The organism is Parabacteroides sp. AM58-2XD (assembly GCF_003463685.1).
GTDB classification, from domain to species: Bacteria; Bacteroidota; Bacteroidia; order Bacteroidales; family Tannerellaceae; genus Parabacteroides; species Parabacteroides segnis.
In genome coordinates this window covers 1-26,562 of sequence record NZ_QSDP01000054.1, presented here as the reverse complement: position 1 = coordinate 26,562, position 26,562 = coordinate 1, and the positions used below count along the sequence as shown (strand labels likewise).

Here is a 26,562-nt window from a genome sequence, read left to right as displayed (position 1 = left end):
GGTTAAAAATGTACTGACAGAACTCTGTTCTTCATCACCATTTCGGGGTTGCTTGTGTAGCGTTGGTGCAGGTAGAAATGGTGTGAGCCGAAGCCGTAAAGGAAAAACTTGTCAAGTTCGTGCTTCTCGGCAAACTCCTTTACGCTCTTTCTCAATTCCCCCTCACTCGTTGTGAGAGTGAGGAGGTTCACAAATTCAAGGAACATCGTGGGGATTGCATCATCCACACACAAATCATACTTTCAATTCTTACTTCCATATCAATGTTGTTTTAGGGGTTATGCTATGCCGCTTTCATCCGCTCACGGATAAGGTTGGCGTTCTTGTTCACAAGGTCTATGATGCGCTCGTGATATTCGGTGTCCTGGTTGTGCTTGCCGTGGCACTGCACCACTTCGAGGGTTCGCAAGTCCACCTCTACGGTTTCAATAATCTCATCGCCAATCCTTGCCGATAGTATGAGGGTGTCGGCTTTCTTGTAGTATCCACTGCCAAACACGCAGATGCCCTGCGTCTTGCCCTCGTTGTAATACTCGTCTATGCTTTCAAGCACCTTGACGATTATTTCCTCGTCCGTGATTACCAAGCCGAAGAATTTGGATTTGTTGGCGATGAAATCCTCCGCATCTTTCTTTCGTTGGAGTTGTCGCTGTTGCTCACGCTCACGCCTTTCAATCTCCCAACGGCGTTGCTCTGCGGCTCTTTCCTTCTCGTGTATGGCTTCAATTTTTCGGGTTGCGTTGTCGTGTGCCGCCATGAAATCTTCGGGACAGATGTTCTTCGGGTTACGGAGGTCTTGACCGAGTTTTTTGAGCATACGCAGATAGTCGCACCACATTGAGAGGTTGTCTATCTGATACTTGTGACGCTTGGCAATCAGATATGATGCCCAACATTCATCGGCAGTACGGGTATTGAAAAGAAAGTGTTTCATGACCTCAATCTCACCGCCTTTCATAAGGGTTTCAATTCTTGGGTCTGAAAGCAAGGCTTTGAAAAGACGCACGGGGGAGATGCCGTGGAAATCGCCCTTGAAGCCGTTACGTCTGAGTTGGGGCAATATCCTCATCTTTGGATATGCACAGCTTCTTGCCACCACATCATCGTATAGGCTGTTGTGCGGTCTTACCTCCATATCGCTGCCTAATGCCCACACATCGCAATAGCAGAAAAGGAAGCCACGGAGCAACGCCATGTCCGTAACCTTGCCGTCGGGTGAAATCCAACGCTGCACGACCTCGTGGCAGTAGAAACGCATCGGTTCGCCTTTCCTGCTCTCGCATCTGACCTGCGCCACGCGGATTACCTGATACCCTTTGCAGGTGGTTATCACGCTGAAATTCTGCGTTTCCTTGTAGATGCGTCTGCGTGTGTCCTGCACTTTGAGTTCGGCATGGCATTTGGGGCAGGTGCAGCCTTCAAGGGTGTCGCATAGTCCGCTGTCGCTGTGCCACTCGTGACCGCAGTCGGAACAGGTGATGTTCCCTTTCTTGGTGCGGTAGCCGATATGCTCAACGCAGTGGCGGTATGCCCAATCTATTTGTGTCGCTGATATGGGGCGAAGGTTGGCGGAAAGTCTTGCCACCTCTTTCTGTATCTTGGTCTTCGGTTTCATAAGCCTAAATCAAATAATGAGGGTTGGGGTTGGTTTTCTTTTCTCGCTGACGGTCTGTGGCGGTTCTGCAACTTGCGGAGTTCCTCCTCTTGGTATTTGCGGACAGCGTTCTGACGTGCCTCCGCCTTTTCCTCTGCCGTGAGTTTCACAACGTGGTTCACAACCACTTGGCAGTCCATCGGTTTGCCCACCTCTATCTCGTTTTCCTCATAGTAGTGGATGGCTTGCCCGAATATCTCTCCGTCCGTGAAACCGTTGCAACCGCTTTTCTGCACATAGTTCAGAATGTGGGTCACGCACTCGTCCATGTTCTTGGCAGGGTTGCGGTACTTCTTTGCAAATAGCGCATCTTCCTCCGCACGCTGTTCCAAGTACATATATATCGTTCTCTTGAAATGGTCTGTTCCTTTCATATCGCTGTCATTTTTAGATTATCTGTTTCAGTATCTCTCTCCAATAGGTCGGCTCTACCTCGCTGAGAAGGAAGTCCATGAAATCCCTCCGTGCGTCCTTGTTCAGTTCGTGGTACAATCTTCGGAAAGTTTCAAAATTGCCGTTGATGTACGTTTCCACCATATACACGAAGATGTTGTCCACCTCGTAATATCTGCACTGCTGCGCTGCCGTCTTGCTGTTTCTTTTTGCCATGTCGGTAAGGGTTAAAGGGTGAATAACCAAAGGATGAAGCCAAAGAAGGCAATGGTGGAAAGGATAGCCACGATTACACCTATCGCCACTCGGAACACTCCGTTTACAATCTCTCTGATGATGCCCCAAAGGATGCCGAACACCCCGAAGGCGGTGCGCATCATCAAGCCGCATATCGCCAACCCGATGTGTTGCGCCATTTGTCTGAAATTTGCCGTTGCCGTCATATCTTCGCTGTTTTTGATTTTTTTGTTTTTAATGCGGATTCAAGAGCTGAGGGAGTTGAGTTTCAAACTATCTTATCTGCCTCTCGTTTATCCGACATTTTTTTTATGCGTCTTTCTGTCGCATCGGTCGTTTTCGTTTCGGGTGCTTGAAAAGGTAGGGATTAGGGAATGCAAGGTTTTTCGGTCAAAATACTACCCGCAGGGCTGGAGATTTTTACCGAAAACAGGAGGCTTGACCTTGCTTTCCCGTCCAATCCCGGAATTACCTTTGCGCCCAGAACGAAAATGACTGACTGATGCGGCTTACTGAAAGGCGCAAAATGGAGGTAAACGAAAACAGAGGCAGATTGTGTAGAAAAAAACTTCAGGGGAAAATCCGTAAAAAAAAGAATCACCAAAAGGAAAAAGACATCACCGGAAGCGTGAAAAGGGCAAACCACAACAAAGGAAGTATGATTGTTTCCGATCCGACGGAACTTGTTCAGCCGGGTGGCAACAATCATTCTTCCCGGTTTGTCCGGCTGTGTGTGGGCGCCTGTTTCATTCATGGGGCAGGCTGACACACTCTGCATTCACTTTCCGCTTCCGGCAAAAGAGACAGCGAAAAAAGAAAAATCATTTGAAAACCCGTAAAAGCACCTCTTGGCATAGGCGCAAAAGAAAGGGGCATTGCTTCATCTGTCTAAACATCGTTTAGGCGTGAGGCAATGCCCTTTTCTCCAGCTATGCGGTAGTCGGCACACGTTTGTTCCAAACTCGTTTTGGGCAATGGTGTGCCGACGGACAATACCGCTTTTACGGAAAATTCTTATGAATGAGGGGATAAAAAACGGGAGTTATATCAAAATCTCGAATTAAATAGCTACTTTTGCATACGAAGAGTTCTTTGAAGGTTACGCAACGCGCAGAAGGATAATGCAGTAGATAACTAACTAAATCGTAACCTATTACTATCAAGAGCAATTAACCTACGCTCATTTCCAATAAATTACACTCTTTTCGTAACTTCATTCAGCAAATATTTATAAGATAAATTGTTATTCTTTTTCATGAATAATATTATTTTTGTTGTTGAATACTATTTTTATAATTAAGCCTTATGAAATGTGTTCGGATTTCAAACCGAAGAGTTGAGCCGCAAACAAAACTCTTCGGTTCTTTTTTTCATGGTACTATATGTGTGTGTTAATCATTAATAAATATATACTTTATCCCCTTCTATCTTATATTTAAACCCGGCAATAATTTGTTGCAAAGTATAAAATACTTCCTCCAACGTCTCATCATGCAGGAATTTAACCGTTAAACGTTCATCCTTCAATCCCTTGGAATTAAGGTAAACCGTTACCCCATGATTCCGTTCTATTTCTTTTATGACAGTGTACAATGAAACACTTTGGAAAACCATCTGCCCCTTTTCCCAGGCCAGTACATAATCCAACCGGACATGCTTATGTTCACTTCGCCCTGTTTCCCTGTCATATACGATTTGTTCCTCCGGGTTAAGAATAAAACTTTCCTGACCTGAATTAATATCGACTTTAATTTTCCCTTCCACCAGTGAAGCGGCCGTTTTTTTATCATCCGGATAAGACGAAATATTAAAAACCGTACCCAATGCCTCTACAGACATATCCTGTGTTTTGACAATAAAAGGTTTCTTCTTATCCGGCGAAACCGAAAACTTAGCCTCTCCGCTTAAATAAATATTACGATTCTTCCCTTTAAATTCAGCCGGGTAAAACAGAGAACTTCCTGAATTGACCATCACCTCTGAATGATCGGGCAATATAACGGTACGTATTTCCCTGCGGGGACAAAACATTCTACCCATGCAACTTCCTCCACCGTATGATTTTGTACATACTGCCACGAAAACCATACGCTAAGTAAAGGTATCAGAATAACAGCCGCCACCTGTCCCCATTTCCGGAATGAGAAATGTATCCTCCTGCGTTGCGGAAATCCTAAACGCCTTTCCACTTCATCGAAAGACTGCTCTACCGATCTATCTTCTTTTATCTGAATATCATCCCAAATCCGGCAAAGGGCTTCTTCCTTCTCTTCCAATGAAAAAGAGAAAAACCAGCGAGCAAAGCTCTTCCGGATTTCTTCCGGATGATCTTTCTTAAAGAAATTTTCTATGATCTGATATACTTCGACATAATGTTATTTTCCGTTATCTATAAATTAAGACACGCGAGAATAACAATGCACCCAAAAAAAGTAACTATTTTTTTATATAAAGAAGGAAGTAAATAAAAACAAGGTCTTTCTGATCTCTTTCAACGCCAAGTTCAGGTGATTCTCTACGGTTTTCTTAGAAATACCCATCCGGGTCGCTATCTCATCATTTGTCAGCCCCTCTCTCCGGCTCATTTCATAAATAGCTTTACGTTTACGGGGCATACGGCTGACAGTCAATTGCTCCAGTAATTTTATCTCACGGGCATACAATTCCCCTTCAATAGTCAGTTCAGTTTCTCCCTCATACTCTTCCTGGTAACTTTCTTCCACATATTTGCGCCGCAGATAATTCAGAGCCATATTCTTCGCCATCCGGTAAACGTACGAATTAAACGACTCAACAGCCCCCAACTGTTCCCTGCTCTCCCAAATTCTCATAAAAACATCCTGAGCTAATTCTTCAGCTATAATCTCCGATTTGATAAGATGGCTTATAAAGTATTTAACCTTTGGGAAATAATTCATAAACAGGCACCTGAAAGCGTCATGACTCCCCAATACCAGTTCTTTTATATATAATGTATCCTTTTCCATAAAAGTATCTCCCGGACAAATATAGTACAAATACAATAAAACAAAACGAATCAGATTCTATTTAACACCCCGGAAATAACTTATTTCGACTATTTACTTAGGAGAAGAAAGAGAATCCTATGGTGCTTTTTTGTTCCTTTTAAAAGGAACCATTAGCAAAAAATAAGCAGATTCGCTATCAGGGGAATCTGCTTATCTTCTTTTTATAAATATAATTAATGATGGAACAAACGTATCCCTGTAAATGCCATCGTTATACCATATTTATCACAAGTATCGATCACATGATCGTCACGAACGGAACCGCCTGCCTGTGCGATATATTCGACACCGCTTTTATGAGCACGTTCGATGTTGTCACCGAAGGGGAAGAAAGCATCTGAGCCCAGTGCTACCCCTTTCAGGGTGTCCAGCCAGGCACGTTTCTCTTCGCGGGTCAGCACTTCCGGTTTTTCGGTGAAGAACTGCTGCCAGATACCGTCGGTCAAAACGTCTTCGTGGTCATCGCTGATATATACGTCGATTGTATTATCGCGGTCGGCACGACGGATCTTTTCGATCCAGGGCAGGTTCATTACTTTCGGATGCTGGCGGAGATACCAGATGTCGGCTTTGTTTCCGGCCAGACGGGTACAATGGATACGGCTCTGCTGACCGGCACCGATACCGATAGCCTGTCCGTCTTTTGTATAGCAGACAGAATTACTCTGCGTATATTTTAATGTAATAAGGGCAATGATAAGATCGCGTTTGGCAGCTTCAGAAAATTCCTTATTTTGAGTCGGGATGTTTGTCAGCAGGCTTTCGTCTAGTTTAATCTCGTTACGGCCCTGTTCGAAAGTGATACCGAACACATCTTTATGTTCAATCGGAGCCGGCTTATAAGACGGATCGATCTTAATCACGTTATACGTTCCTTTCCTTTTGTTTTTCAAGACCTCTAAGGCTTCCGAGGTATAATCGGGAGCGATGACACCGTCGGAAACTTCGCGGTTGATCAGGCGGGCAGTAGCTTCATCGCAAGTATCGCTCAAAGCGATAAAATCACCGTAAGAAGACATGCGGTCTGCACCACGGGCACGGGCATAAGCGGTTGCCAGAGGAGTAAGAGGCAGGTCGTCTACAAAATAGATTTTCTTCAGGGTATCGCTCATCTCGATTCCCACAGCGGCACCCGCCGGACTGACATGCTTAAAAGATGCGGCAGCCGGTAGTCCGGTAGCCTCTTTTAGTTCTTTCACCAATTGCCAGCTATTGAAAGCGTCCATGAAATTAATATATCCGGGACGGCCGTTCAATACCTCTATAGGCAATTCCCCCTGCTGCATAAAAATGCGCGACGGCTTCTGGTTGGGGTTACAGCCGTACTTCAGTTCTAAAGAGTTTTTGTTTTCTGTGCTCATATTGCTTGTTATATATGATTCTATCTCATCTCCGCCATTCCTTCTTCAAGGGTATGAGGAGTATAACCTAACTCACGTTTTGCTTTTTCGATGCTCAGCCCGCTGAAACGGGGACGTGGAGTTGCTTCGTTCATTTCTTCGGTGGTGACCGGGATAATCAATGAACGATCCAGTTTGAAATAATCGGCAACACGGTAAGCTATATCGGCTATCGAAAGGCATTCGCCTCCACAAATATGCCAAGTACCGTTTAGAGAAACATGCATCAGTTTTTCTACTCCGATAGCGATATCCTCTACCCAAGTCGGTGTACGGTACTGATCGGAAACGACCCGTATCTGCTGACCAGCTTCCAGGCGGTTCTTTACCAATTGCAAGATATTGCCATGTTGCCCCGGCAATGCTTTTCCGTAGACAACGACCACGCGGACATTCGCATAATTACTGCAATTGGCAGCCACGGCCAATTCTCCCTGATATTTCGACAGGCCATAATAATTCACCGGAGCCGGAATATCTTCCTCGGTGTATAAAGAAGGATTCTTTCCGTCAAAGACAAAATCGGTCGACAGATGAATAAAACGGCTATCTTCCCGCTCGCAACAACGCGCCATATTTTCAACGGCAAGTACATTGGCAGCATGCGCCTCTTCATGATGGGACTCACAATAATCGGGAACGGAAAGTGCAGAAGCGTTTATCACGACATCAGGACGCATCTCCCCGATCAATCGCCCGATGGCCGGATGATCGTTGATATCCGCCTGAACGAAATGGGTATTACTCTCCGGGTGAATATCTTTATGCAAGGAACATCCTGTCAGTTCATACCCACCACACAGGGACAGATGTTGCAAGATGCGTCTGCCTGTAAAGCCGTTTGCTCCAATTATCAGCGTTTTCATCAGAATGAATATATTAATACACCTAATACACGGTGGTTAGTTACTGAATGGGTATCACGAATACGTCCATCGGCAAGTGTACGGTCGCCATACCAGGCCAGAGACGGACTGTACTCCACTCCCAATTTCCAGTGAGGCAACACATATGACATTTGCAAATTAGTGGTAAAGACCTGATCCACATCGAGGCCCACTCCATAAGTCGGTCCGACAATATCCTTGCCTGCCCCCAGGTTCTTCAAATACCCGACAAACAATCCGGGTTGCCATTTTTTACCATATACCACGTTCAACCAGGTCATTGAATGACGGTAAGACGTATACTCCTGTTCGCCGGTACGTTTATCGATACTGCTGACACCATAACCACCCAGCATACAGAGATGGGCCAGGTTCTCTCCCATAATCGTCTTTGCCGAAATCTTCCAGTTATCATCCGTATAACGGGCATGCGCCTCGACAGAAACGGAGGTAACACGCTCTTTTACCTTATAAATCTTATCACCAACTTCGGATTTTACACGTGGTGCCAGCGAAATAAGGTCGGCACCAATACCCACCATCCAATTGTTGGTTTTATAATCGACACCAGCATAAAATTCCGGCACACAACTATTCTTTATATATTCCTCGCTCTTTCCGTTCGGTCCGGTAGACAGATACTGCAACTGCCAGATAGCTGCCCCCGTTAGGCTCCATCCCTGACGGGTATAACGATAGCGAAGCATCGGGTTACGGCTGAACGGCTGGAAAGGTGCTCCGGTGGAAAGGTTCAACATTTGTGGAAAGATATCACCGAATAATGGATGCCAGGTCTGTCCGATCAGGACAGCCGATTTTCCCCAATCCAGATTTACATAGGCATGCCGCACACGAATCATGGCAAAGTTACTTCCCGAACCACGGAAATCCACTTCCAATTTAGCGGTTGTCTTAGCTTTACCGACACTCGGTCCTGCCACATCTATCCCCAAACGGGAATACAACAGGTAAAAGCTACCGTTTGCCGTAGCATTCAAATCATTACCATCTGCATCCGGAGAGATATCTTTCGGATAGAGATGAAACAAACCGTCTACTATCTCGGAATTGGCCCGGGAATTATAGAACAAGTCACCACGAACCTGTCCGTAAAACTTATACGAAAAATTCTTCTTCTGTGCATAACCGGACGTTACAGCTAACAATCCGGCCAATAAAAACATACCTAATCTCGTTCTCATTTAAAAGCGTTCAAATTAGAAATAATACATAACCAATCCTAATATGCGGTGATTGGTTATGGCGTGAGTGTTTCCCACTTTACCGTTCTTCTGATCGATCGTTCCATACCAGGCCGTTGCCGGAGAATATTCCAGTCCGATCTGCCAGTGAGGCAGATTATAAGAGAAATTCATATTTACCGTCAGCAACTGGTCGATGTCCAACCCCATTCCGTAGACTGTTTTCGAAGCCGTCAGCTCATCATCCGTCCCCAGGTTCTTGGTGTATCCCAGGAATAGTCCCGTTTTCCATTTCGTGCCATAGGTAAAATTCGCCCAGGTTGTCGAATGGCGGAAAGGAGTATATTCCTGCTCGCCGGTCTTCGGGTCGACAGAACTGATACCATAGCCACCGATCAGGGCCGTCTGGTCCAGACAAGAAGCCATCAGGCTTTTGGCTGCAAAGGTATAATTACGGCCGGTATATTTCAAGTGAGCTTCGTATGAATATGTCGTCATACGCTCATTTACTTTATATACTTTATCATTTATCTCAGAAGTCGTACGGGGTTTTAAAGAAATAAGGTGAATACCGGCTCCTGCCAGCCAGCCATTGCCGGACGTATAATCGGCTCCTACATAAAACTCCGGCACACAACTATTCTTTATATAATCTTCGCTCATCCCTTTCGGACCGCTCGACGTGTATTGCAACTGCCACATAGCCGAAGCGGTTAGCTTTACTTTACCGGCCTTATACTGGTAACGAATCTGCGGACTACGGTTGAAAGGTTGGAAAGGTGCGCCTGTCGACAGATTCAGCATATCCGGAAATACGGAACCGAATAAAGGATGCCAGGTATGACCGATCAATACATTACTTTTCTCCCAGTCCAATGCGACCCATGCTTGACGGATACGCAACATAGTCGTACTTCCCGAAAAGCCGCCGAAGTCAGTCTCCAGGCAAGCTGAAGTACGGGCCGAGCCGACATTCGGGCCGGTCACACTCAATCCCAGGCGGGAAGTGAACGTATAAAAACTACCGTTGGGAGTCGCATTCAGGTCTTTCCCGTCAGCATCCGGTTTTTCATCCAAAGGGAAAAGGTAGAAGTTTCCGTCTACCGGAGCCATATTTGCACGGGTGTTGTAGAACAAGTCACCACGTACAAAACCATAAAACTTGTAAGTGAAGTTTTTCTTCTGGGCAGTTGCGGAAAACAAAGTCAGCATACTTACCAATAGCAGAGCCAGCTTTTTCATCGTTGTCGTTTGTTATCTATTTGTCTAGTTTGAAGGCGCAAAGGTATATATTTTTGTTTATTCAATTTGAAGAACGAAATATTATTTGTTACTTTGCTTCCAAGTTGTAAGCCTGAAAGGCCAAAATGATTAATAATGTAAACTACATAAAGAATTATGAGTACTAAAAAGTTTTTATTGGAGGAGAAAGACATACCTACAGCCTGGTATAACATTGTGGCTGACATGAAGAACAAACCACTTCCTATTTTAAATCCGCAGACAAAGCAGCCGTTGAAGGAAGAAGACTTGTATCCTTTATTTTCCAAAGGTGTTTCACACCAGGAAATGAACACGACAGATGCATGGATTGAAATACCGGAAGAAGTTCGCGAATTATATAAGGTATGGCGTCCGACTCCGCTGGTTCGTGCTTACGGACTGGAGAAGATGCTGGATACTCCTGCACATATCTACTTTAAGAACGAAAGCGTCAGCCCGATCGGTTCGCATAAACTGAACTCGGCTATCGCACAGGCTTACTACTGCAAACAGGAAGGTATTACCAATATCACTACGGAAACAGGTGCCGGACAATGGGGCGCCGCCCTCTCCTATGCCGCCAAGGCTTTCGGCCTGGAACTAGCAGTATATATGGTAAAGGTCAGCTATCATCAGAAACCTTACCGCCGCTCTATTATGCAGACATTCGGTGCACAGGTGATAGCCTCTCCGAGTATGAGTACGAAAGCGGGACGTAAGATTCTGACCGACCATCCCAACTATCAGGGAAGCTTGGGTACGGCTATTTCGGAAGCGGTAGAACTGGCAATGCAAACTCCGAACTGCAAATATACATTAGGTAGCGTATTGAACCATGTTATGCTGCATCAGACAGTAATCGGCTTGGAAGCAGAAAAGCAAATGGAAATGGCCGGCGAATATCCGGACGTTGTAATCGGTTGCTTCGGTGGCGGTTCAAACTTCTCCGGTATTACATTCCCCTTCCTGCGCCATAAACTGACAGAAGGAAAAGATGTACGTGTTATTGCCGCCGAACCAGCTTCCTGCCCGAAGTTGACACGCGGACAGTTCCAGTATGACTTCGGTGACGAAGCCGGCTACACACCGCTCATCCCGATGTTCACGTTAGGACATAATTTTGCCCCGGCAAATATCCATGCAGGCGGTCTGCGTTATCACGGTGCCGGTTCTATTGTCAGCCAGTTGATGAAAGATGGCTTAATGAGCGCATACGATGTAAAACAGTTGGATACATTCCAGGCAGCCACCCTATTTGCCCAGGCGGAAGGTATCATTCCGGCTCCGGAATCATCACATGCTATTGCCGTTGCTATCCGCGAAGCACTGGAAGCGAAAGAAGAAGGCAAAACCCGTACGATCCTGTTCAACCTGTCCGGTCACGGATTGATCGACATGGCAGCTTACGACCAGTATCTGGCCGGCGACCTGACAAACTACGAAGTAACAGATGAGGAAGTTGCTAACAATTTGTCAGAACTGGAAAAGATCATCAAATAAGAGAACTATTTACCAAAATAAAAGTGGCGCTAATAACAGGGACTCACGTCTTTTGTTATTCGCGCCACTTTCGTGTGTGTCTATGAATGTTTTAAAATAGGTATTATGAGAAAATTTCCTCATAATTGGTAGCCGGAACAAGCATTTTCTGTGTATTCAGGCTATAATCTTTCTTCTTTTTGTCCCACATTCCGTATTCGGAAGTGATATTTCCGTCTTCATTATACTGATATGTAATCAGATAATAAGGATCCCATGTCTCTTTTGCCTGATTCCAGCGGTACGCTTTTTTCTCAGCGACTTTGCCGTTATCATTGTAGGCGAATTCATATTTCACCTGTTTGTTCAAAAGCCCTTCTTCCTGTAGGAATATTACTTTTGAAACGATCTTTCCGTTCTCTTCTTTCGTATCATACAGATAGTTTCTGGGAGAAGCGGCACTCATTGCCAGACTGCAAACAAACAAAACAACAAGTGATAAAATTTCTTTTCTTAAAATTGAAGTTTTCATAAAATATATTACCTATAAGATTTACTTTCAAATTGCGTGCAAATGAACACAGTTTTCCGGTAACAACCAAATATATTTTGACATATTGATAGCAAAACAGTCTTATTTAACTATTTTAAACTACACCGAAATATTCACAAAAGAGCACACAACTTACAGTTTATAATAAAAACAATTTACAACATCAAAATAACATTGTTTTTAGTCACTATTTTCTTAATAAGCCAAGAGAAAAAGCCAACTTACTTACGAATTGACACCAATAGTTTTTTTCATCATCAGCAGCATTATTCAGAACTAAATATACACTCACGATTGTTATTTAGAAATAAAAGAAGGATATTAGCATCCAAATTAAATCGGTATATCATGGAGAGAAATATTTTTAAACTGGAAAATGACCAATTGAAAGAGATTGCTCTTTCATTGCGACAGAAAGTAGAAGAAGGTCTGGCGAAAGACGGCCAGGAGATACAATGTATCCCGACATTCATCACCCCCAAAAGTACAAACATAAACGGTAAAGCCCTCGTTCTCGACCTGGGAGGTACGAATTACCGGGTGGCAACAGTCAACTTTAATAACGACAAACCGACTATCCATCCTGAAAACGGCTGGAAAAAAGATCTGTCGGTAATGAAAACTCCCGGCTTCACCCGTGACGAGCTGTTCAAGGAACTGGCCGACCCTATCGGAGAGATCAAGCGGGAGCAGGAAATGCCTATCGGTTATTGTTTCTCGTACGCAGCCGAATCGCTTCCCGACGGGGATGCCCGGTTGTTGCACTGGACAAAGGGAGTGCATATCAAGGAAATGCTCGGACAGCCGGTTGGGAAACCTTTGCTTGACTATCTGAATGACAGAAATACCCCCGGGTTTACAGGCATAAAAGTTCTTAATGATACCGTAGCCAGCCTGTTCGCCGGACTTACCGACAGCAGTTATGACGCCTATATCGGACTTATAGTCGGGACGGGAACTAATATGGCGACCTTTATTCCTGCCGATAAGATTACAAAATTACCCTCTTCCGTACAGGCACACGGGCTAATCCCTGTCAATCTGGAATCAGGAAATTTCCATCCGCCCTATCTGACAACTGTCGACGACACGGTCGATGCCTGCTCCGACAGCCGTGGCATGCAACGTTTTGAGAAAGCCGTCTCCGGCATGTATCTGGGAGAGATATTGAAATCGACCTTTCCGCTGGATGAATTTGAAGAAAAGTTTGATGCGCAGAAGTTGACGACTATCATGAATTATCCGGATATTCATAAAGATAAATATGTACAGGTTGCCCACTGGATATATAACCGTTCTGCCCAACTGGTAGCTGCTTCGCTTGCGGGACTGGTCTCTTTATTGGTTTCCTATAATAAGGATATCAAAAAAGTATGCCTGGTGGCCGAAGGAAGTATGTTCTGGAGTATTAACAGGAAAGATAAAAATTACAGTGTACTCGTAATGGAAGAACTGGAAAAGCTGCTGAACGAGCTTGGAATAGGCGATGTGAAAGTTCATGTGAACAAAATGAATAATGCAAATCTGATAGGGACGGCTATTGCAGCATTGTCCTGATAAGAAAACGAGGGTATGTCAATCAGTTGAAATACCCTCGCTATTTCTTATACTCTTCCTAAAAATTCATCCACCGTATAATTCAGAAAATTATTAAACGGCAGTAATTCTTCGAATCGCTTTAAGGTCTGATCCATCCAGTCATCCGCCATAAAGAACTCGTCCGGCAAGTTGGCCGCAAAACAAAAATCTTTATGCTTCATGATCTCGTCATATTTGAAATCGGTCGGATAACCGGCCGGCATACGCTTCAGTACCTCCCCTTCCATCACCGGGAAGGCTTCCTTAAAGGATGGCTTTTCAATGATACCGACAAACTCGTCGATGTGATCGTAAATATCCTGGCGAAGCATTTTCAATAATTTAGGCGGAGGACACCATACACCACCGGACAGCATACAGGCACCCGGTTCGAGATGGATATAATATCCGCCCCGCTCGCTGGCACGTCCGCCCTGGGCCATATAAGCTGCAAAATGAACCTTATAAGGTGTCTTGTCCGGAGAGAAACGCAGATCGCGGTAGATGCGAAACTGGCAATCCTTCGATTCCAGGCCTGCTACCTGCGGATCGAACAGGGCAATCCGGTTGATTACTTCCTGCACTTCGTCGATAAATCCTTTGTGCAGGACATCGAAGCGGTCCTTGTTTGCCTGGAACCACTCCCGGTTGTTGTTTACGCTTAATTCCTTCAGGAATTGTATAATCTCTTTATTCATATTCTCTGTCTGTTTTACCTACAAAGATAGGGAATAATATTATTCATTCTTCCAGTTTCTGTCGGTACGGAAAGGAGCGACCGGCAAACCTTCCTTGCTGAACAGGTTGCCGATGGTCGCATCATCGAAACAATAGTGCACCACGACAGGCTTCTTCACTTTGGAAGAGGTTACAACAACCGTATTATCTTTGATCCGGACTTTGGCAGGTACAAAGACACCGTCTTCGCCGGCTATCATGAATCCGGTAATTTCCTTATCTTTACACATCAAACCGTTACCGGCATGCAGGAAAGAGATGACAGCTTTGTTCTTATCGATAGTCATACTTTCAAACAGAGGCTTTCATATCCGGAATCGAGCCGGCCGTATATCTTGCCCAATGCCATATTCGCCAGGCGTTGTCCTACACTTTGCTTATCGGTCGGATGGATATTCTTTACATCTGCCACGCAATCTGAAACAGCGACCATCCCGGCCCCTGGAACCGTACGGGCAACCCATTCCTGATGCTCGCGAACCAAAGCAGCGCCATTATCGCCGGCATTATAGGTAAACGGTGCGATCTGCACCAGATAGAACGGAAAGTCTTTTTTGAAACTCTTACGCCAGCTCTCGACCATCGTTTTCAGCAGGATTCCATACGAATCCGGATGATCGCGGTTGGATTCGCCCTGATACCAGATAGCACCAGCCAGGGCATAAGGCACGACCGGGCTGATCATCTGATTATACAGTACACCCGGCTCTACGGGCCACCAGGGATATGTTTTATCGGGCATTACATCACGTATGCGGGGATTATTCATTACCTGTTCTTCGGGCACCCATACCTCAGCCGGAGTACCTCCCCAGGCAGACACGATCAGGCCGACAGGGACATTCAGGTCTTTTTGCAAGTCACGTCCAAAGAAGTAAGCTATAGCGCTGGTACTCTTCATCCTGTCAGGAGTACAGAGTGCCCACGACGCTTCACAATTATTCTGTGGAGTAGCAGCTCCACGTTTGGGGATATGGAAGAAACGGATATTCGGATAATTGGCGGCAGCGACCTCTTTTTCACTGTTGTCGATACCGTGCATCGGAGTCCATTCCATATTGGACTGGCCGCTACACAGCCATACTTCGCCCAGCATGACGTCTTTCAGTTCACGGGTGCCATCGCCCAAAACCGATAAGGTATAAGGACCGCCCGCTCCGATCGTTTTCAGGGTGGTATCCCAGGTTCCGTCCGAACGGACGACAGTCGTTGCCGTATCCTGCGGAGCCCAGCTTCCGACAACTTTGATTGTAGCACTTGCAGATCCCCAGCCCCATACAGGCACTTCACTTTTCTGCTGTAACACCATATGGTCGGTAAAAACAGACGGCAGACTAACCTGTGCCTGCATACCGGCAACCAGAAGGGACAGACCGGCGGCTATCCCTGTAATTCGTGTAAGTTTCATGTATCTCTTTGTATTTGATTGATTAACGGATAACAAATGTACAACAAAAACTAGAACGAGAATCCCAGATTCAAATAAAATTGAAGGCTGGTGTTTTGATTGGACATGCTGAAAGTCGCACTTAGCGGTCCCGCAATGCTGTTATACGCATATCCGAGACTTCCGCCCCATACGCTTTTCCCTTTCAGCAGGTGGAAGAAGTCATCATGATGAATCGCATAATTACCGATCAGGGAAATATAGTTATTCCCTGCAATACGCTGACGGAAATGCAGGCGGGCAACGGCTACCGAGTTGTCGAATATCTCCATCCGGTTGATTCCGGCAAACGGCAGCTGCTGGGGCACATACCGTCCTTCCACCTCGCCACCGACCGCATTCAGGAAAGGATAGGCCAGGTTTCCACCGATCAGTACGCGGCCATACAGGGAAGGCAATATACTGAAATGGGAAGTAACAGGTATGACAGATGTGAAATTCAGGCCGACCGCAGAGAACGGTGCATGCCCGTTATAACTGACGAAATTGTCCGTATAAAAAGAATAGTCTGCTTTCAGGGAAACGCCTTTTGTCGGGAAATACCGCTTATCGAACGTCTCCAGATGTGCCATAGCGAAATAACTGATAAAACCTTCCGGCTTTACCTCGTATTGGTTATTATCACCGGTATAGAGGAAGGAATTATAATCATAATATTCATAACGCAATCCCAGCTTGAACTTGAAATTCAGCCAGTTCATATCCGAATAACCGAACTCGGCAAAATGATGGGTATAGCTGGTATTGAATGTTTTATCGCCTTTCTTGTAGATATCCAAATCCTGGTAAGTGAACTGGTAGGCCAGGTTCAGATTACGCAAGGGAGTCCTTTCGATGGCATAATCCAGGCGGGCAAACGAAGTCTTCCCCCCGACACGCCCGGTAAATCCCAGCTTCGAATGATTGCGGGCCCGGTGATCGAAAGTGGCATTCACCAAGACGCCGATGACCTCTTCCGAATCGAAACGCACACCCAGGTTCACAGAGCTGACTGATTTCTTTTGTGCCGTCAGCACCAAATTCTGCTGTTGCTCGCCGGTCAGCATATAATCTACATTCGAATAGGCATTGGAGCCGATCAACACAGACATGGCATGATGGAGTTCGTGCAACGTGATCCGGCTGTTTTCCCGCAAACCACTGATCTTCATCAGCCACTTTTCGTCCCTCGGATCGGTACCAACAAAGGAGATCGTCCGGATATAGAAGCTGTCGGTAGGCAACGCGGGGTAAGATTTCCGGACATGTCCATGCTCTTCCGGACAGGATCTTCCGCTATTCCTATTTTCTCTTTCAGTGCAATGATCTCATCCCAATGGGCATAGGCTTCCTGCTCTCCGCGACGGATCAGCGTATCGAGTGCAACCGTACTGAAGCTGGCAGCATTATAAGAGGTCATATTCGGGCGGAGCAACAGGTCGGTCTGCTCCTTATTACGTGCATATTTATCATGTCCGTGCAAGGCGATGATCTGCCCGATCACATCACCGGGACTGTTCAGCTTGTCAAGCGTCTTCAAATCACTGGTACCCAGGTCTACACCAATAATAACGTCGGCACCCATCTCCCGGGCGACATCTACCGGGAAATTATCGTTCAATCCCCCGTCTATCAACACCATACTATCCAGCCGGACAGGGGTAAACACTGCCGGGATCGCCATACTGGCACGCATCGCCAGCGGCAGGCTGCCTTTACGGAACACATAATCCTTCCCATCAACTGCATCCACAGCGACACAGGCGAAAGGTATATTGAAGTTTCTGAAATCTACGGAATCATGATAACCGATCGTCAGGTTGGAAAAGAGATTCATCAAGTTCTGTCCCTTTATCATCCCCTGAATGACACGATCCTTTTTGTCCTTTCCAAAAGGCAGAGAAAGAATATATCGTTCGGAGTTTTCCTTTTCCGGAAAGGTAAGGCTGCTTCGTTTGATCCGGTCGCTGAGCAACATCGTCCAATCCTGTTCCAGCACCATCGTATCTATTTCCGCCGGCGTATACCCGATGGCATATAAGCCGCCGACAATGGCGCCCATACTCGTACCCGCCACGTAATCAATCGGAATGCCGGCTTCCTCCAACACTTTCAACACCCCAATATGAGCTACACCTTTTGCACCCCCGCCGCCTAATACAACTCCAACCTTCTTCCGTTGAGCTGTCAGGGAAGGCAAAGCGACCAGTAACATCAGCAAAAAGCAAAGTAACTTTTTCATCTGCACACTATTTACGACAAATGTAGTTCGTTTACGCTAAAGATGCAAACGATTCGGAGTTTACTGCATTTACTATACCGGATTCATAATTTATCATACGGGAGGAAACGCAATGAGATAAATAAAACACGAAGTAAACAACAGACTCTCCGATAAATGTATTAAATTTGAAGCCTATTTCTCACCTTAAGAAGAAAAACTCATATGCAAAAATCAGCATTCTGTCTATTACTATGCTGCTTGACATTTCAAAGCTATGCGACAGTAGATTTACTGAAAGGCTATCAGTATGCCTCAGAACAAGCGCCGAAAGGGAACGAGTGGGAATCACCCGAGAACCTTGCGCTGAACAAAGAACAACCCCGTGCCTGGTTCTTCTCCTTCCAGAATCTGGAGAGTGCCCGGAAAGTATTACCGGAAAACAGTGCCTACTGGCAATCCCTGAACGGAGATTGGAAATTCAATTGGGCCCGTACGCCCGAAGAACGTCCGAAGGATTTCTACCAGACCTCCTTCGATGTATCAGGCTGGGACAATATCCCCGTGCCATCCAGTTGGAACATTGTCGGTCTTCAGAAAGACGGGACACAGAAGTATGGTACCCCTATTTACGTGAACCAACCGGTTATCTTCCAGCACAAAGTGGCTGTCGACGACTGGCGGGGAGGCGTGATGCGCACCCCACCGGAAAACTGGACGACCTTTAAAGACCGCAACGAGGTCGGTTCTTACCGTCGTGAGTTCACCATCCCGGAAGACTGGGACGGACGTAATGTATTTATCAGTTTCGACGGAGTAGATTCCTTTTTCTACTTATGGATTAACGGCCATTATGTAGGTTTTTCCAAAAACTCCCGTAATGCAGCCAATTTCAACATTACTCCTTATCTTCAAAAAGGAAAGAACATTGTGGCAGCCGAAGTGTATCGCAGTTCCGACGGCTCGTTCCTCGAAGCACAGGATATGTTCCGCCTGCCGGGTATCTTCCGGACCGTTGCACTCTATTCGACACCGAAAGTGCATTTCCGCGATCTGGTAGTAACACCCGATCTGGATGCAACATATACCGACGGTTCGCTGACCGTCAAGGCAGACATTCGTAACCTCGATAAAAAAGCAATCAAGAATTATAAAGTGTATTATTCACTTTATGCCAACAAACTCTATTCAGACGAAAATACACTTGTCGATGGATTCTTATCGCCTGTCATCGAACGGATCAATCCGGATGAAACAACAGAGAACCTGATGACCATCAAAGTGAAAGCGCCCAACAAATGGTCGGCCGAACAGCCCTACCGCTATACACTGGTTGCTGAACTGAAAGATAAAAAGAATAAAACGATCGATATGGTTTCCACCACTGTAGGTTTCCGCAAGGTAGAAATCAAGGATACACCGGCATCTGAAGACGAGTTCGGACTAGCCGGACGTTATTATTACGTAAACGGCAAGACTATCAAACTGAAAGGTGTGAACCGTCACGAAAGTAATCCGTCCGTAGGCCATGCCATCACACGCAAAATGATGGAAGACGAAGTGATGCTGATGAAACGTGCCAATATCAACCACGTTCGTAACTCACATTATCCGGATGATCCGTACTGGTATTACCTGTGTAACAAATATGGTCTTTATCTGGAAGATGAAGCCAATATCGAATCACACGAATATTACTATGGCCAAGCCTCCCTGTCCCATCCGAAAGAATGGCGGGATGCACATGTGGCACGTGTCATGGAAATGGTAAACGCCCATATCAACCATCCGTCTATCGTGATCTGGTCGCTGGGGAACGAAGCCGGTCCGGGACACAACTTCGTAGAGGCCTACGATGCTTTAAAGAAAGCAGACCTGTCACGTCCCGTTCAGTACGAGCGCAACAATAAAATTGTAGATATGGGTTCCAACCAGTATCCGTCTATCTCCTGGGTACGCGGTGCCGTGAAAGGCGATTATGACATCAAGTATCCGTTCCATATCTCAGAATATGCCCATTCGATGGGGAATGCCTGCGGTAACCTGGTTGATTACTGGGATGCAATGGAGTCGACCAACTTCTTCTGTGGTGGCGCCATCTGGGACTGGGTGGACCAGTCTCTCTACAACTATACGCCCGACGGCAAACGCTACCTGGCTTATGGCGGTGACTTCGGCGATACGCCCAACGACGGTCAGTTCGTAATGAACGGTATCGTGTTCGGCGACCTGGAACCGAAACCGCAGTATTATGAAGTGAAAAAGGTATACCAGCATATCGGCGTCACAGAAGTCGATGCACAGAAAGGCCTTTTCGAGCTGTTCAATAAATACTATTTCAACGATCTGTCCGATTACGATGTGAAATGGTCGCTTTACGAAAACGGCAAAAAAATGGAAAGCGGTTCACTGAATCCGGGTAAGGTTTCACCACGTAAACGTGTGCAAGTAGCCATTCCTTATACGTACAGCCAGCTAAAAGCGGACAACGAATATTTCGTTAAAGTACAGTTCCTGCTGAAAGAGGACAAACCCTGGGCCCCCAAAGGTTATGTAATGGCAGAAGAACAACTTCCAGTCAAAGCATCTGCCGGTAAACCTGCCATCAACGAAGTGGCAAATGCCTCAGCGGTAGAATTAACTCTCGAAAAACAATCGGACGCACGCTTCTCAACGATCAAAGGAGAGAACTTCAATGTCACATTCGACAATGAAAGCGGTACGATCTATAATCTGAATTATGGTGGCGAAACAATCATTGCCGACGGAAACGGTCCGAAACTGGATGCTTTCCGTGCCTTCACGAATAACGATAACTGGTTCTATGGAAGCTGGTTCGAAAACGGATTACACAATCTGAAACATAAAGCTACCGCGTCCAAAGTGATCAAGCGGAAAGACGGTTCCCTGGTATTGTTCTACACCGTAGAATCGCAGGCTCCCAACGCAGCCAAGATACTGGGCGGAACATCCAGCGGCAAGAATAAAGTGGAAGAACTGACTGATAAAGCCTTCGGCGAAGACGACTTCAAGTTCACGACCGACCAGGCATGGACCATCTACCGTGACGGTTCCATCGAACTGCAAGCCAGCATCACCTCCAACAATTCAAGCCTGGTACTGCCACGTTTAGGCTACCGGATGATCGTTCCTCAGCGTTATGAAAACTATACATACTACGGACGAGGTCCGGTTGAAAATTATGCCGACCGTAAAGCCGGACAGTTTATCGAGCAATATAAATCGACCGTAGCCGACCAGTTCGTGAACTTCCCGAAACCACAGGATATGGGTAATCATGAAGATGTGCGCTGGTGTGCACTGACCGACAAGGCTGGCAAGGGAGCTCTCTTTGTGGCAACCAACCGCCTTTCTACTTCTGCTTTGCAATATTCCGCACTCGATATGACATTGGCCGGACATCCTTATCAGTTACCGAAGGCCGGTGACACTTATCTGCATCTTGACCTTGCCGTTACAGGTTTGGGAGGTAACAGTTGCGGACAGGGTGGCCCGTTGATTCATGACCGTGTATTTGCCGGACAAAACAATATCGGCTTTATCATCCGCCCGGCCACACAAGACCTGTCAGCTGCCGCGCAGGTATCGGCTGCCGGTGAGATTCCTTTCTCCATCACCCGTTCCCGTGTAGGTATGGTTGAATTATCATCTATTGATAAGGATGCTGTCTTCTGCTACACGATCGGCAAAGAGAAAAAAGCGAAAGAATATACCGGAGCTATCCCGATGCGCGAAGGCGGAACAATTACTGCCTGGTTAAAGAATAATCCGGAGATCAAGTCGACAAAGACTTTTAACAAACTGGAAAGTGTCCAGACAGAAGTTATCTACGCCAGCAGCGAAGAGGTTGGCGAAGGCGATGCCAAACACCTGGTAGACGGCGATCCGAATACGATCTGGCACAGTATGTATTCTGTCACAGTAGCCAAATATCCACACTGGGTAGATCTGGATGCCAGCGAAGAGAAAGCATTCAAAGGCTTTATCTATATGCCTCGCAAAGACAGCAACAATGGTAATATCAAAGAATATTCCATTCAGGTCAGCTCCGATGGTAAGAATTGGGGTGAGCCTGTCTGCAAAGGCCAGTTCGCAAATAACCGGGACGAAAAGAAAGTCCTCTTCGACAAACCGGTAAAAGGACGTTACATCCGTTTCACCGCACTGAGTTCACAGAACGGACAGGATTTTGCAACGGGGGCGGAACTGACTATTTTGAGTGAATAAGAGATTTGTATCTTAGGATGTCTCTATAGGGGCGGGCTTTTGCCCGCCCTTTTTAGTAATTGCCCAAGCAGCAATCAGCCTTACTGAATAAAGATTTGCCTCTATTTGGAAAATCAGGAAAAATCCTGTTTCTTTGTAAAAAGGTTATATCAATGAGTAACATAAGAGACAAAGTGGAATTTATAGCGGCTATGATTGATGCGTTTGCACAACGGAATAGCTTAAATAAACAGCAAGCTTACCGTTATATCCGCCGTTTTCACGGGATTGACTTCCTGGAGCAGCACTATGAGGCTATCCATACGCTTGATTTTAAAGAAGCTCTTTCTTATCTGACACTTTATTGCCAACGCCAGGGAGGGGCTATCGCATGATACTTTATCATGGTTCCAATGTCATCATAGAAAATATAGATTTAACTCGCTCTAAACCTAACAAGGATTTTGGGAAAGGTTTCTATTTGTCTTCGGATGAAGAACAAGCTTTTCATATGGCCGCTCTAAAATCTGCTATTTTAGGTGGAGAACCTATAGTGACTCGTTATGAGTTTGATGAAACCTATCTTCACGGAACTGATCTATCAGTGAAAATATTCAGTTCATATACAGAGGAATGGGCGCAGTTTGTGTTTGCAAATAGAAATAGTAAAAATGGAAATGCCGTATTTCAATATGATATCGTTTATGGACCGATAGCAAATGATAAGGTTGGTTTACAAATCAAGAAATTAGAAGATAAATCTATTGATATACAAGAATTTCTCCATCGATTAAAATATATGAAAGGGATTACTTTCCAGTATTATTTCGGAACTGAAAAATCAATTCATTTACTAAGAAGATTATGACAGACTTTGATTATATGGTTGAATCGGTTACGGCAGACTTAGTTGTCTTACTGATGGAACGTTTGGGGATGGATTTACAAACCGCATTGGATACGGTTTATACATCGGATACCTTCGCTAAATTGTCCAACCCGGCTACGGAGTTGTATTATCAAAGTCCATATTATATTTACTCTTATCTCGAAACCGAAATAAGAACAGGCGTGATGGGATAAGGTATTATCTCGTCATAGTGAAGCCGGACAGGGGCCGGCTGTTCACTTAAACAAGTTATTAGTAGCGGAACAATAATAGTAATCAGTATTATTTTTTCATTGTAACGATTATCAAAACAGGGTTATCATCTTCCTTCAGATTCTGTAAAGCTTTATGTTCCAATAAAGCAGGATCCTTTTTTGCCAGTTCCAAAATATCCGTTACCTCCCACAGATTAATAACCACATCATCCGTTGCCTGGATATTCGGATAAAAAGGTAACCGGCTATTCATATCATTTTTTATGTATCCGCCTTTTACATTATAACTACTTTTCCCCTTTTTATCGTATACGACCAGTTTGCGTCCTTTGATACGATCTTCAAATTTCCAGGGAGAATAAGGAACGAAAACCGAACGGGTGGTTTCCACCATATTAGGACGCCAGTAAGGAGCTGAGACTTCATTAAAGCGCTCCCAGTTTCCATCCAATACTTCAAACCGGTACTTATCGGGCAATCTATACTTTCCCATGTCAAAGATATAACGCGGTATAAGCTTATCCTTCTTTACAGTAAAAACGGTATCATTATAAAACTCTTTCAGACAGGTGTTTCCGGCAAACTGATACAAGTATCTGTCATAAGGGTCTGTATTATAAAACATCATTCCGCTCGGGACGGTAAACTGATCGTATTGCGGGAAAGTATTTATCTGTTCTCCTTTCATATTAGACAAAATAATCTTCTCTCTTTTCTTTCCGTTACCATTATATACATAAGAAACATACGTATCTTGCCCCAACAGTTCTAATTGCCACACCATCGGGAACCGGGCTTCCCTCAAAGATTTACCTTCCGACGAGAAAACCAGCACTTTTCCATTAGTTAATAAATGGATTTGCTTCTGTACTCTATCAACAGCGACATAGCGGATATTAGCATATTCACCAGGCCCCTGCCCTTTACGGGAAACAGAGCGGATAAATTTACCGTCATCGGAAAATTGAAGCAGTCCCATATCACAAGGAATATAAATATCATGTCCGATCATCTGTATGGCACCTGCTTTCACTTTTGAGAGTAAACAATTCTCCGTTGTTTCCAACGGTACTATTTTCACATCCGCTGCAATCTGGCTCAAGACTAGTTCTTTCGTTGTATTTAATGCTGTTTCAAACGGTATTTTAACAGGGGATACATCTTGTGCATCCATATCATAGTAACTACTTAAAAGCAGCAACATAAACAAAAATAAGTTTTTCTTTTTCATAATGCCCTTGACTTAAAGTTATAATTCAATGTTACTCAAAAAATAAATCAAACCATATATACTCTTTCATATTAAATGCTTCATGCCATTCCTTCGGAGGAAGTTTAGCATTACGGACATCACAATAGCTACCAGCCTGTTGTTTCTTTCCTTCAAGCATCACTTCATATAAAGCACCACTCGTATAACTGGTAAGAGGTATCGTATCATTGGAAGTATAGATTCTTGTCGGATATGTCTCCAATAAAATACTGTGCAAGACATCTTCTACCTCTGCTTTTTCCACAATTAGCGTTTCACCTTCCACGGTAAAGTCCACTTCATGTGCATGGAGAGGCTCAACCGCGATACGAATAGAGAATACGGTATCTTTTATTACATAAGCCTGTTCATTCAGGATTTTATAAGACACAACTCCTTCTTTATAATGTGCCATCCGTATCTTATAAGTTCGTTCTTGCAAATCTCCGGACAACTTAATAACCTGTGCACCCGAGGGAGAAGGTGTCGTCTCATCATAATGAAGCCGGACAGGAACCGGCTGTTCAACTGAATAATTGAACAGTAACGGAAACAACAAAAGAAATTGGATAAAATATATCATACTACTTCAAATAAACAATCATCAATACCGGATTATCATCCTCTTTGAGATTTTTCAGCTGTTCATATTCCAGGATAGAAGGATCATCTTCCGCCAACTCCATTATCTCGGGTGCTTCAAGAAAATAAAGCAATACATCATCCGAAATGCGAGTCTCCGGATAGAAAGGTAAACTCCCCTGCATATCATTTATGATACGATTGTTTTTCACCTTATAGCAAGCGCCTTTCTTCTTATCGTACATGGCCAGACGGGGCAACTCATCTTTGTTGGTAACATCCCAGGAGGTATAAGGGAGAAATACCCATTGAGACGTTTCATGGAAATCCGGTCGCAGATAGGCTTGTGCCGGCTCTGAATAGGCTTGCCAATTTCCTTCCAGAACTTCAAAACGCCTTTCTTTCGGTATCTTATACTTTCCCAAATCCAGGATATAGCGCGGTTCAAGCCGTTCCGGGGTAACCGTAAAGACCGTATCATTATAATACTCTTTACAACAGGCTTCTTCCCTGAAAGAATAGAGATAACGATCATAGCGCCCCCACAAATAATAATTCAATCCATTGGCTATCGTAAACTGATCATATTGAGGAAAAGTATTCAGTGTCTCTCCCTGCCGGTCAACCAGGACAAGCCGGTCTTTCTTCTGGCCTGTATTATTATAAATGTAGCCGACGTATGCACTATCTCCCAACAAAGTAAACTGCCAACAGAAAGGTATTTTAGACTCTCCTACATAGTCACCGCCTATTGTATAGGTAAGAATCCTTCCGTTATCCATTATATAAATTTGTTTCAACCTGTTGTTAGCCGCTATAAACCGGATAATGCTGTATTCTCCCGGCCCTTGTCCCCGCTTGACTACTGAGCGGACAAACTTTCCATCATCCGTAAACTGCAATAACCCTTCGCTACATGGAATAAACAGGTTATGATCTATCATCTGTATCATTCCCTGAGATACTTTGGCAACCAGACATTCGGGCTTTGTTTCCAATGGCACGATCTTTACTTCCCTGGCAATTTCACTCAACCGGACCTCCTGCTCTGTCTCAATGCCCTTGGCAAAGGAGATTGTTATCGGATATTCAGGCACTTCCGATATATTTTCAACCGGCTGATCACCGGACTTCTTTCCTCCGCATGAGAGCAACAAAAGGGTAAATCCCCCTAAAAGCAAGTGTTTGATAGTTTTCATATTTGTGTATTTTGTTATTTATTTTTCAATAATACTTCGTTAAATTTATAACTAATCCGTTGAGAACAAATAAGTTAATTGATAAAATTTAGTACAATAAAATAGGTCAAGTGGCTGATTTTCATTACCTTTAATGGT

Annotated in this window: 25 protein-coding genes and 3 pseudogenes; 7 read left to right on the top strand and 21 right to left on the bottom strand. The window is 44.9% G+C overall.

Annotated elements, in window-relative coordinates; translation table 11 throughout:
* Nucleotides 1-2 precede the first annotated feature (2 nt).
* From DXA15_RS14160 to DXA15_RS14130, 6 genes and pseudogenes are all read right to left on the bottom strand, one after another.
* Nucleotides 3-259, bottom strand: a pseudogene (locus DXA15_RS14160) (hypothetical protein).
* A gap of 24 nt (nucleotides 260-283) precedes the next feature.
* Nucleotides 284-1,615, bottom strand: a complete 1,332-nt coding sequence (locus DXA15_RS14155; RefSeq protein ID WP_004291532.1) for a PcfJ domain-containing protein — start codon at nucleotides 1,613-1,615, stop codon at nucleotides 284-286.
* Complete coding sequence (locus DXA15_RS14150) at nucleotides 1,612-2,028, bottom strand: PcfK-like family protein (protein ID WP_004291533.1); 417 nt, start codon at nucleotides 2,026-2,028, stop codon at nucleotides 1,612-1,614. The genes DXA15_RS14155 and DXA15_RS14150 overlap by 4 nt, the downstream gene beginning before the upstream one ends.
* 13 nt (nucleotides 2,029-2,041) lie before the next feature.
* Nucleotides 2,042-2,263, bottom strand: coding sequence for a hypothetical protein (locus DXA15_RS14145; RefSeq protein ID WP_004291534.1), 222 nt, complete (start codon nucleotides 2,261-2,263; stop codon nucleotides 2,042-2,044).
* Nucleotides 2,264-2,274: 11 nt separating this feature from the next.
* Complete coding sequence (locus DXA15_RS14140; RefSeq protein WP_004291535.1) at nucleotides 2,275-2,490, bottom strand: hypothetical protein; 216 nt, start codon at nucleotides 2,488-2,490, stop codon at nucleotides 2,275-2,277.
* 161 nt (nucleotides 2,491-2,651) lie between these two features.
* Complete coding sequence (locus DXA15_RS14130; RefSeq protein ID WP_004291538.1) at nucleotides 2,652-3,062, bottom strand: hypothetical protein; 411 nt, start codon at nucleotides 3,060-3,062, stop codon at nucleotides 2,652-2,654.
* Nucleotides 3,063-3,168: 106 nt separating this feature from the next.
* On the opposite strand from DXA15_RS14130, the pseudogene DXA15_RS28030 reads away from it, so the two are divergent.
* Nucleotides 3,169-3,380 (top strand): annotated as a pseudogene (locus DXA15_RS28030) (hypothetical protein).
* Nucleotides 3,381-3,682: 302 nt separating this feature from the next.
* Here DXA15_RS28030 and DXA15_RS14120 read toward each other — a convergent pair.
* The 7 genes from DXA15_RS14120 to DXA15_RS14095 form a co-directional block, all read right to left on the bottom strand.
* Nucleotides 3,683-4,279, bottom strand: a complete 597-nt coding sequence (locus DXA15_RS14120) for a FecR family protein (RefSeq protein ID WP_158579667.1) — start codon at nucleotides 4,277-4,279, stop codon at nucleotides 3,683-3,685.
* Nucleotides 4,258-4,560 (bottom strand): hypothetical protein, encoded by a 303-nt coding sequence (locus tag DXA15_RS25280; protein WP_158579666.1) that lies wholly within the window; start codon nucleotides 4,558-4,560, stop codon nucleotides 4,258-4,260. The genes DXA15_RS14120 and DXA15_RS25280 overlap by 22 nt, the downstream gene beginning before the upstream one ends.
* A 168-nt stretch (nucleotides 4,561-4,728) precedes the next feature.
* Nucleotides 4,729-5,271 carry an RNA polymerase sigma-70 factor gene (locus DXA15_RS14115; RefSeq protein WP_128134445.1) on the bottom strand — a complete coding sequence of 181 codons (543 nt, stop codon included), beginning with the start codon at nucleotides 5,269-5,271 and terminating at the stop codon, nucleotides 4,729-4,731.
* A gap of 215 nt (nucleotides 5,272-5,486) precedes the next feature.
* Nucleotides 5,487-6,674 carry a phosphoribosylaminoimidazolecarboxamide formyltransferase gene (locus DXA15_RS14110; protein ID WP_128134444.1) on the bottom strand — a complete coding sequence of 396 codons (1,188 nt, stop codon included), beginning with the start codon at nucleotides 6,672-6,674 and terminating at the stop codon, nucleotides 5,487-5,489.
* A 20-nt stretch (nucleotides 6,675-6,694) separates the two neighbouring features.
* Nucleotides 6,695-7,582, bottom strand: coding sequence for an SDR family oxidoreductase (locus tag DXA15_RS14105; RefSeq protein ID WP_199676321.1), 888 nt, complete (start codon nucleotides 7,580-7,582; stop codon nucleotides 6,695-6,697).
* Nucleotides 7,579-8,802 (bottom strand): DcaP family trimeric outer membrane transporter, encoded by a 1,224-nt coding sequence (locus tag DXA15_RS14100; protein ID WP_128134442.1) that lies wholly within the window; start codon nucleotides 8,800-8,802, stop codon nucleotides 7,579-7,581. Before DXA15_RS14100 ends, DXA15_RS14105 begins: the two co-directional genes overlap by 4 nt.
* A 15-nt stretch (nucleotides 8,803-8,817) precedes the next feature.
* Complete coding sequence (locus tag DXA15_RS14095; protein WP_128134441.1) at nucleotides 8,818-10,044, bottom strand: hypothetical protein; 1,227 nt, start codon at nucleotides 10,042-10,044, stop codon at nucleotides 8,818-8,820.
* A 156-nt stretch (nucleotides 10,045-10,200) separates the two neighbouring features.
* Here DXA15_RS14095 and DXA15_RS14090 point away from each other — a divergent pair, with 156 nt between their 5' ends.
* Nucleotides 10,201-11,565, top strand: a complete 1,365-nt coding sequence (locus DXA15_RS14090) for a TrpB-like pyridoxal phosphate-dependent enzyme (RefSeq protein WP_128134440.1) — start codon at nucleotides 10,201-10,203, stop codon at nucleotides 11,563-11,565.
* Between the two features lie 103 nt (nucleotides 11,566-11,668).
* Here the strand turns inward: DXA15_RS14090 and DXA15_RS14085 are convergent, their stop codons facing one another.
* The gene (locus tag DXA15_RS14085) at nucleotides 11,669-12,076 is read right to left on the bottom strand and encodes a DUF3836 domain-containing protein (RefSeq protein ID WP_128134439.1); all 408 of its coding nucleotides are present in this window, start codon (nucleotides 12,074-12,076) and stop codon (nucleotides 11,669-11,671) included.
* Between the two features lie 369 nt (nucleotides 12,077-12,445).
* Between DXA15_RS14085 and DXA15_RS14080 the strand changes: the two genes are divergently transcribed.
* A complete protein-coding gene (locus DXA15_RS14080; RefSeq protein ID WP_128134438.1) occupies nucleotides 12,446-13,654 on the top strand; it encodes a hexokinase in 1,209 nt (402 codons plus the stop codon).
* 47 nt (nucleotides 13,655-13,701) lie between these two features.
* Here DXA15_RS14080 and DXA15_RS14075 read toward each other — a convergent pair whose 3' ends face one another.
* The 4 genes and pseudogenes from DXA15_RS14075 to DXA15_RS14065 all read right to left on the bottom strand — a co-directional run bounded on the left by DXA15_RS14075 (nucleotide 13,702) and on the right by DXA15_RS14065 (nucleotide 18,081).
* The gene (locus DXA15_RS14075; RefSeq protein ID WP_009860024.1) at nucleotides 13,702-14,373 is read right to left on the bottom strand and encodes a DUF2461 domain-containing protein; all 672 of its coding nucleotides are present in this window, start codon (nucleotides 14,371-14,373) and stop codon (nucleotides 13,702-13,704) included.
* A gap of 39 nt (nucleotides 14,374-14,412) precedes the next feature.
* Nucleotides 14,413-14,700 carry a hypothetical protein gene (locus tag DXA15_RS26570; RefSeq protein ID WP_233567280.1) on the bottom strand — a complete coding sequence of 96 codons (288 nt, stop codon included), beginning with the start codon at nucleotides 14,698-14,700 and terminating at the stop codon, nucleotides 14,413-14,415.
* Nucleotides 14,697-15,821 carry a sialate O-acetylesterase gene (locus DXA15_RS14070; protein WP_233567279.1) on the bottom strand — a complete coding sequence of 375 codons (1,125 nt, stop codon included), beginning with the start codon at nucleotides 15,819-15,821 and terminating at the stop codon, nucleotides 14,697-14,699. The genes DXA15_RS26570 and DXA15_RS14070 overlap by 4 nt, the downstream gene beginning before the upstream one ends.
* 50 nt (nucleotides 15,822-15,871) lie before the next feature.
* Nucleotides 15,872-18,081 (bottom strand): annotated as a pseudogene (locus DXA15_RS14065) (patatin-like phospholipase family protein).
* 204 nt (nucleotides 18,082-18,285) lie between these two features.
* Between DXA15_RS14065 and DXA15_RS14060 the strand changes: the two are divergent.
* From DXA15_RS14060 to DXA15_RS14045, 4 genes are all read left to right on the top strand, one after another.
* Nucleotides 18,286-22,308, top strand: a complete 4,023-nt coding sequence (locus DXA15_RS14060; protein ID WP_128134437.1) for a glycoside hydrolase family 2 TIM barrel-domain containing protein — start codon at nucleotides 18,286-18,288, stop codon at nucleotides 22,306-22,308.
* 152 nt (nucleotides 22,309-22,460) lie between these two features.
* A complete protein-coding gene (locus DXA15_RS14055; RefSeq protein ID WP_010800877.1) occupies nucleotides 22,461-22,682 on the top strand; it encodes a DUF3791 domain-containing protein in 222 nt (73 codons plus the stop codon).
* Entirely contained in the window at nucleotides 22,679-23,155 is a 477-nt protein-coding gene (locus DXA15_RS14050; RefSeq protein WP_010800878.1) for a DUF3990 domain-containing protein, read from the top strand. Before DXA15_RS14055 ends, DXA15_RS14050 begins: the two co-directional genes overlap by 4 nt.
* Nucleotides 23,152-23,370, top strand: a complete 219-nt coding sequence (locus tag DXA15_RS14045) for a hypothetical protein (protein ID WP_010800879.1) — start codon at nucleotides 23,152-23,154, stop codon at nucleotides 23,368-23,370. Before DXA15_RS14050 ends, DXA15_RS14045 begins: the two co-directional genes overlap by 4 nt.
* An 88-nt stretch (nucleotides 23,371-23,458) precedes the next feature.
* On the opposite strand, the gene DXA15_RS14040 is transcribed toward DXA15_RS14045, so the two are convergent.
* From DXA15_RS14040 to DXA15_RS14030, 3 genes are read right to left on the bottom strand one after another with little or no spacing between them, the layout of a single operon-like run.
* Entirely contained in the window at nucleotides 23,459-24,622 is a 1,164-nt protein-coding gene (locus tag DXA15_RS14040) for a 6-bladed beta-propeller (RefSeq protein ID WP_128134436.1), read from the bottom strand.
* 31 nt (nucleotides 24,623-24,653) lie between these two features.
* Nucleotides 24,654-25,226, bottom strand: a complete 573-nt coding sequence (locus tag DXA15_RS14035) for a hypothetical protein (protein WP_233567278.1) — start codon at nucleotides 25,224-25,226, stop codon at nucleotides 24,654-24,656.
* 1 nt (nucleotide 25,227) lies between these two features.
* A complete protein-coding gene (locus tag DXA15_RS14030) occupies nucleotides 25,228-26,424 on the bottom strand; it encodes a 6-bladed beta-propeller (protein WP_128134435.1) in 1,197 nt (398 codons plus the stop codon).
* Between the last annotated feature and the right edge of the window lie 138 nt (nucleotides 26,425-26,562).

Coding starts and splice junctions, on each gene's coding strand:
- DXA15_RS14155 (WP_004291532.1), bottom strand. CDS start 1,615: ATGAAACCGAAGACCAAGATACAGAAAGAGGTGGCAAGACTTTCCGCC.
- DXA15_RS14150 (WP_004291533.1), bottom strand. CDS start 2,028: ATGAAAGGAACAGACCATTTCAAGAGAACGATATATATGTACTTGGAA.
- DXA15_RS14145 (WP_004291534.1), bottom strand. CDS start 2,263: ATGGCAAAAAGAAACAGCAAGACGGCAGCGCAGCAGTGCAGATATTAC.
- DXA15_RS14140 (WP_004291535.1), bottom strand. CDS start 2,490: ATGACGGCAACGGCAAATTTCAGACAAATGGCGCAACACATCGGGTTG.
- DXA15_RS14130 (WP_004291538.1), bottom strand. CDS start 3,062: ATGCAGAGTGTGTCAGCCTGCCCCATGAATGAAACAGGCGCCCACACA.
- DXA15_RS14115 (WP_128134445.1), bottom strand. CDS start 5,271: ATGGAAAAGGATACATTATATATAAAAGAACTGGTATTGGGGAGTCAT.
- DXA15_RS14110 (WP_128134444.1), bottom strand. CDS start 6,674: ATGAGCACAGAAAACAAAAACTCTTTAGAACTGAAGTACGGCTGTAAC.
- DXA15_RS14100 (WP_128134442.1), bottom strand. CDS start 8,802: ATGAGAACGAGATTAGGTATGTTTTTATTGGCCGGATTGTTAGCTGTA.
- DXA15_RS14095 (WP_128134441.1), bottom strand. CDS start 10,044: ATGAAAAAGCTGGCTCTGCTATTGGTAAGTATGCTGACTTTGTTTTCC.
- DXA15_RS14090 (WP_128134440.1), top strand. CDS start 10,201: ATGAGTACTAAAAAGTTTTTATTGGAGGAGAAAGACATACCTACAGCC.
- DXA15_RS14085 (WP_128134439.1), bottom strand. CDS start 12,076: ATGAAAACTTCAATTTTAAGAAAAGAAATTTTATCACTTGTTGTTTTG.
- DXA15_RS14080 (WP_128134438.1), top strand. CDS start 12,446: ATGGAGAGAAATATTTTTAAACTGGAAAATGACCAATTGAAAGAGATT.
- DXA15_RS14075 (WP_009860024.1), bottom strand. CDS start 14,373: ATGAATAAAGAGATTATACAATTCCTGAAGGAATTAAGCGTAAACAAC.
- DXA15_RS26570 (WP_233567280.1), bottom strand. CDS start 14,700: ATGACTATCGATAAGAACAAAGCTGTCATCTCTTTCCTGCATGCCGGT.
- DXA15_RS14070 (WP_233567279.1), bottom strand. CDS start 15,821: ATGAAACTTACACGAATTACAGGGATAGCCGCCGGTCTGTCCCTTCTG.
- DXA15_RS14060 (WP_128134437.1), top strand. CDS start 18,286: ATGCAAAAATCAGCATTCTGTCTATTACTATGCTGCTTGACATTTCAA.
- DXA15_RS14055 (WP_010800877.1), top strand. CDS start 22,461: ATGAGTAACATAAGAGACAAAGTGGAATTTATAGCGGCTATGATTGAT.
- DXA15_RS14050 (WP_010800878.1), top strand. CDS start 22,679: ATGATACTTTATCATGGTTCCAATGTCATCATAGAAAATATAGATTTA.
- DXA15_RS14045 (WP_010800879.1), top strand. CDS start 23,152: ATGACAGACTTTGATTATATGGTTGAATCGGTTACGGCAGACTTAGTT.
- DXA15_RS14040 (WP_128134436.1), bottom strand. CDS start 24,622: ATGAAAAAGAAAAACTTATTTTTGTTTATGTTGCTGCTTTTAAGTAGT.
- DXA15_RS14035 (WP_233567278.1), bottom strand. CDS start 25,226: ATGATATATTTTATCCAATTTCTTTTGTTGTTTCCGTTACTGTTCAAT.
- DXA15_RS14030 (WP_128134435.1), bottom strand. CDS start 26,424: ATGAAAACTATCAAACACTTGCTTTTAGGGGGATTTACCCTTTTGTTG.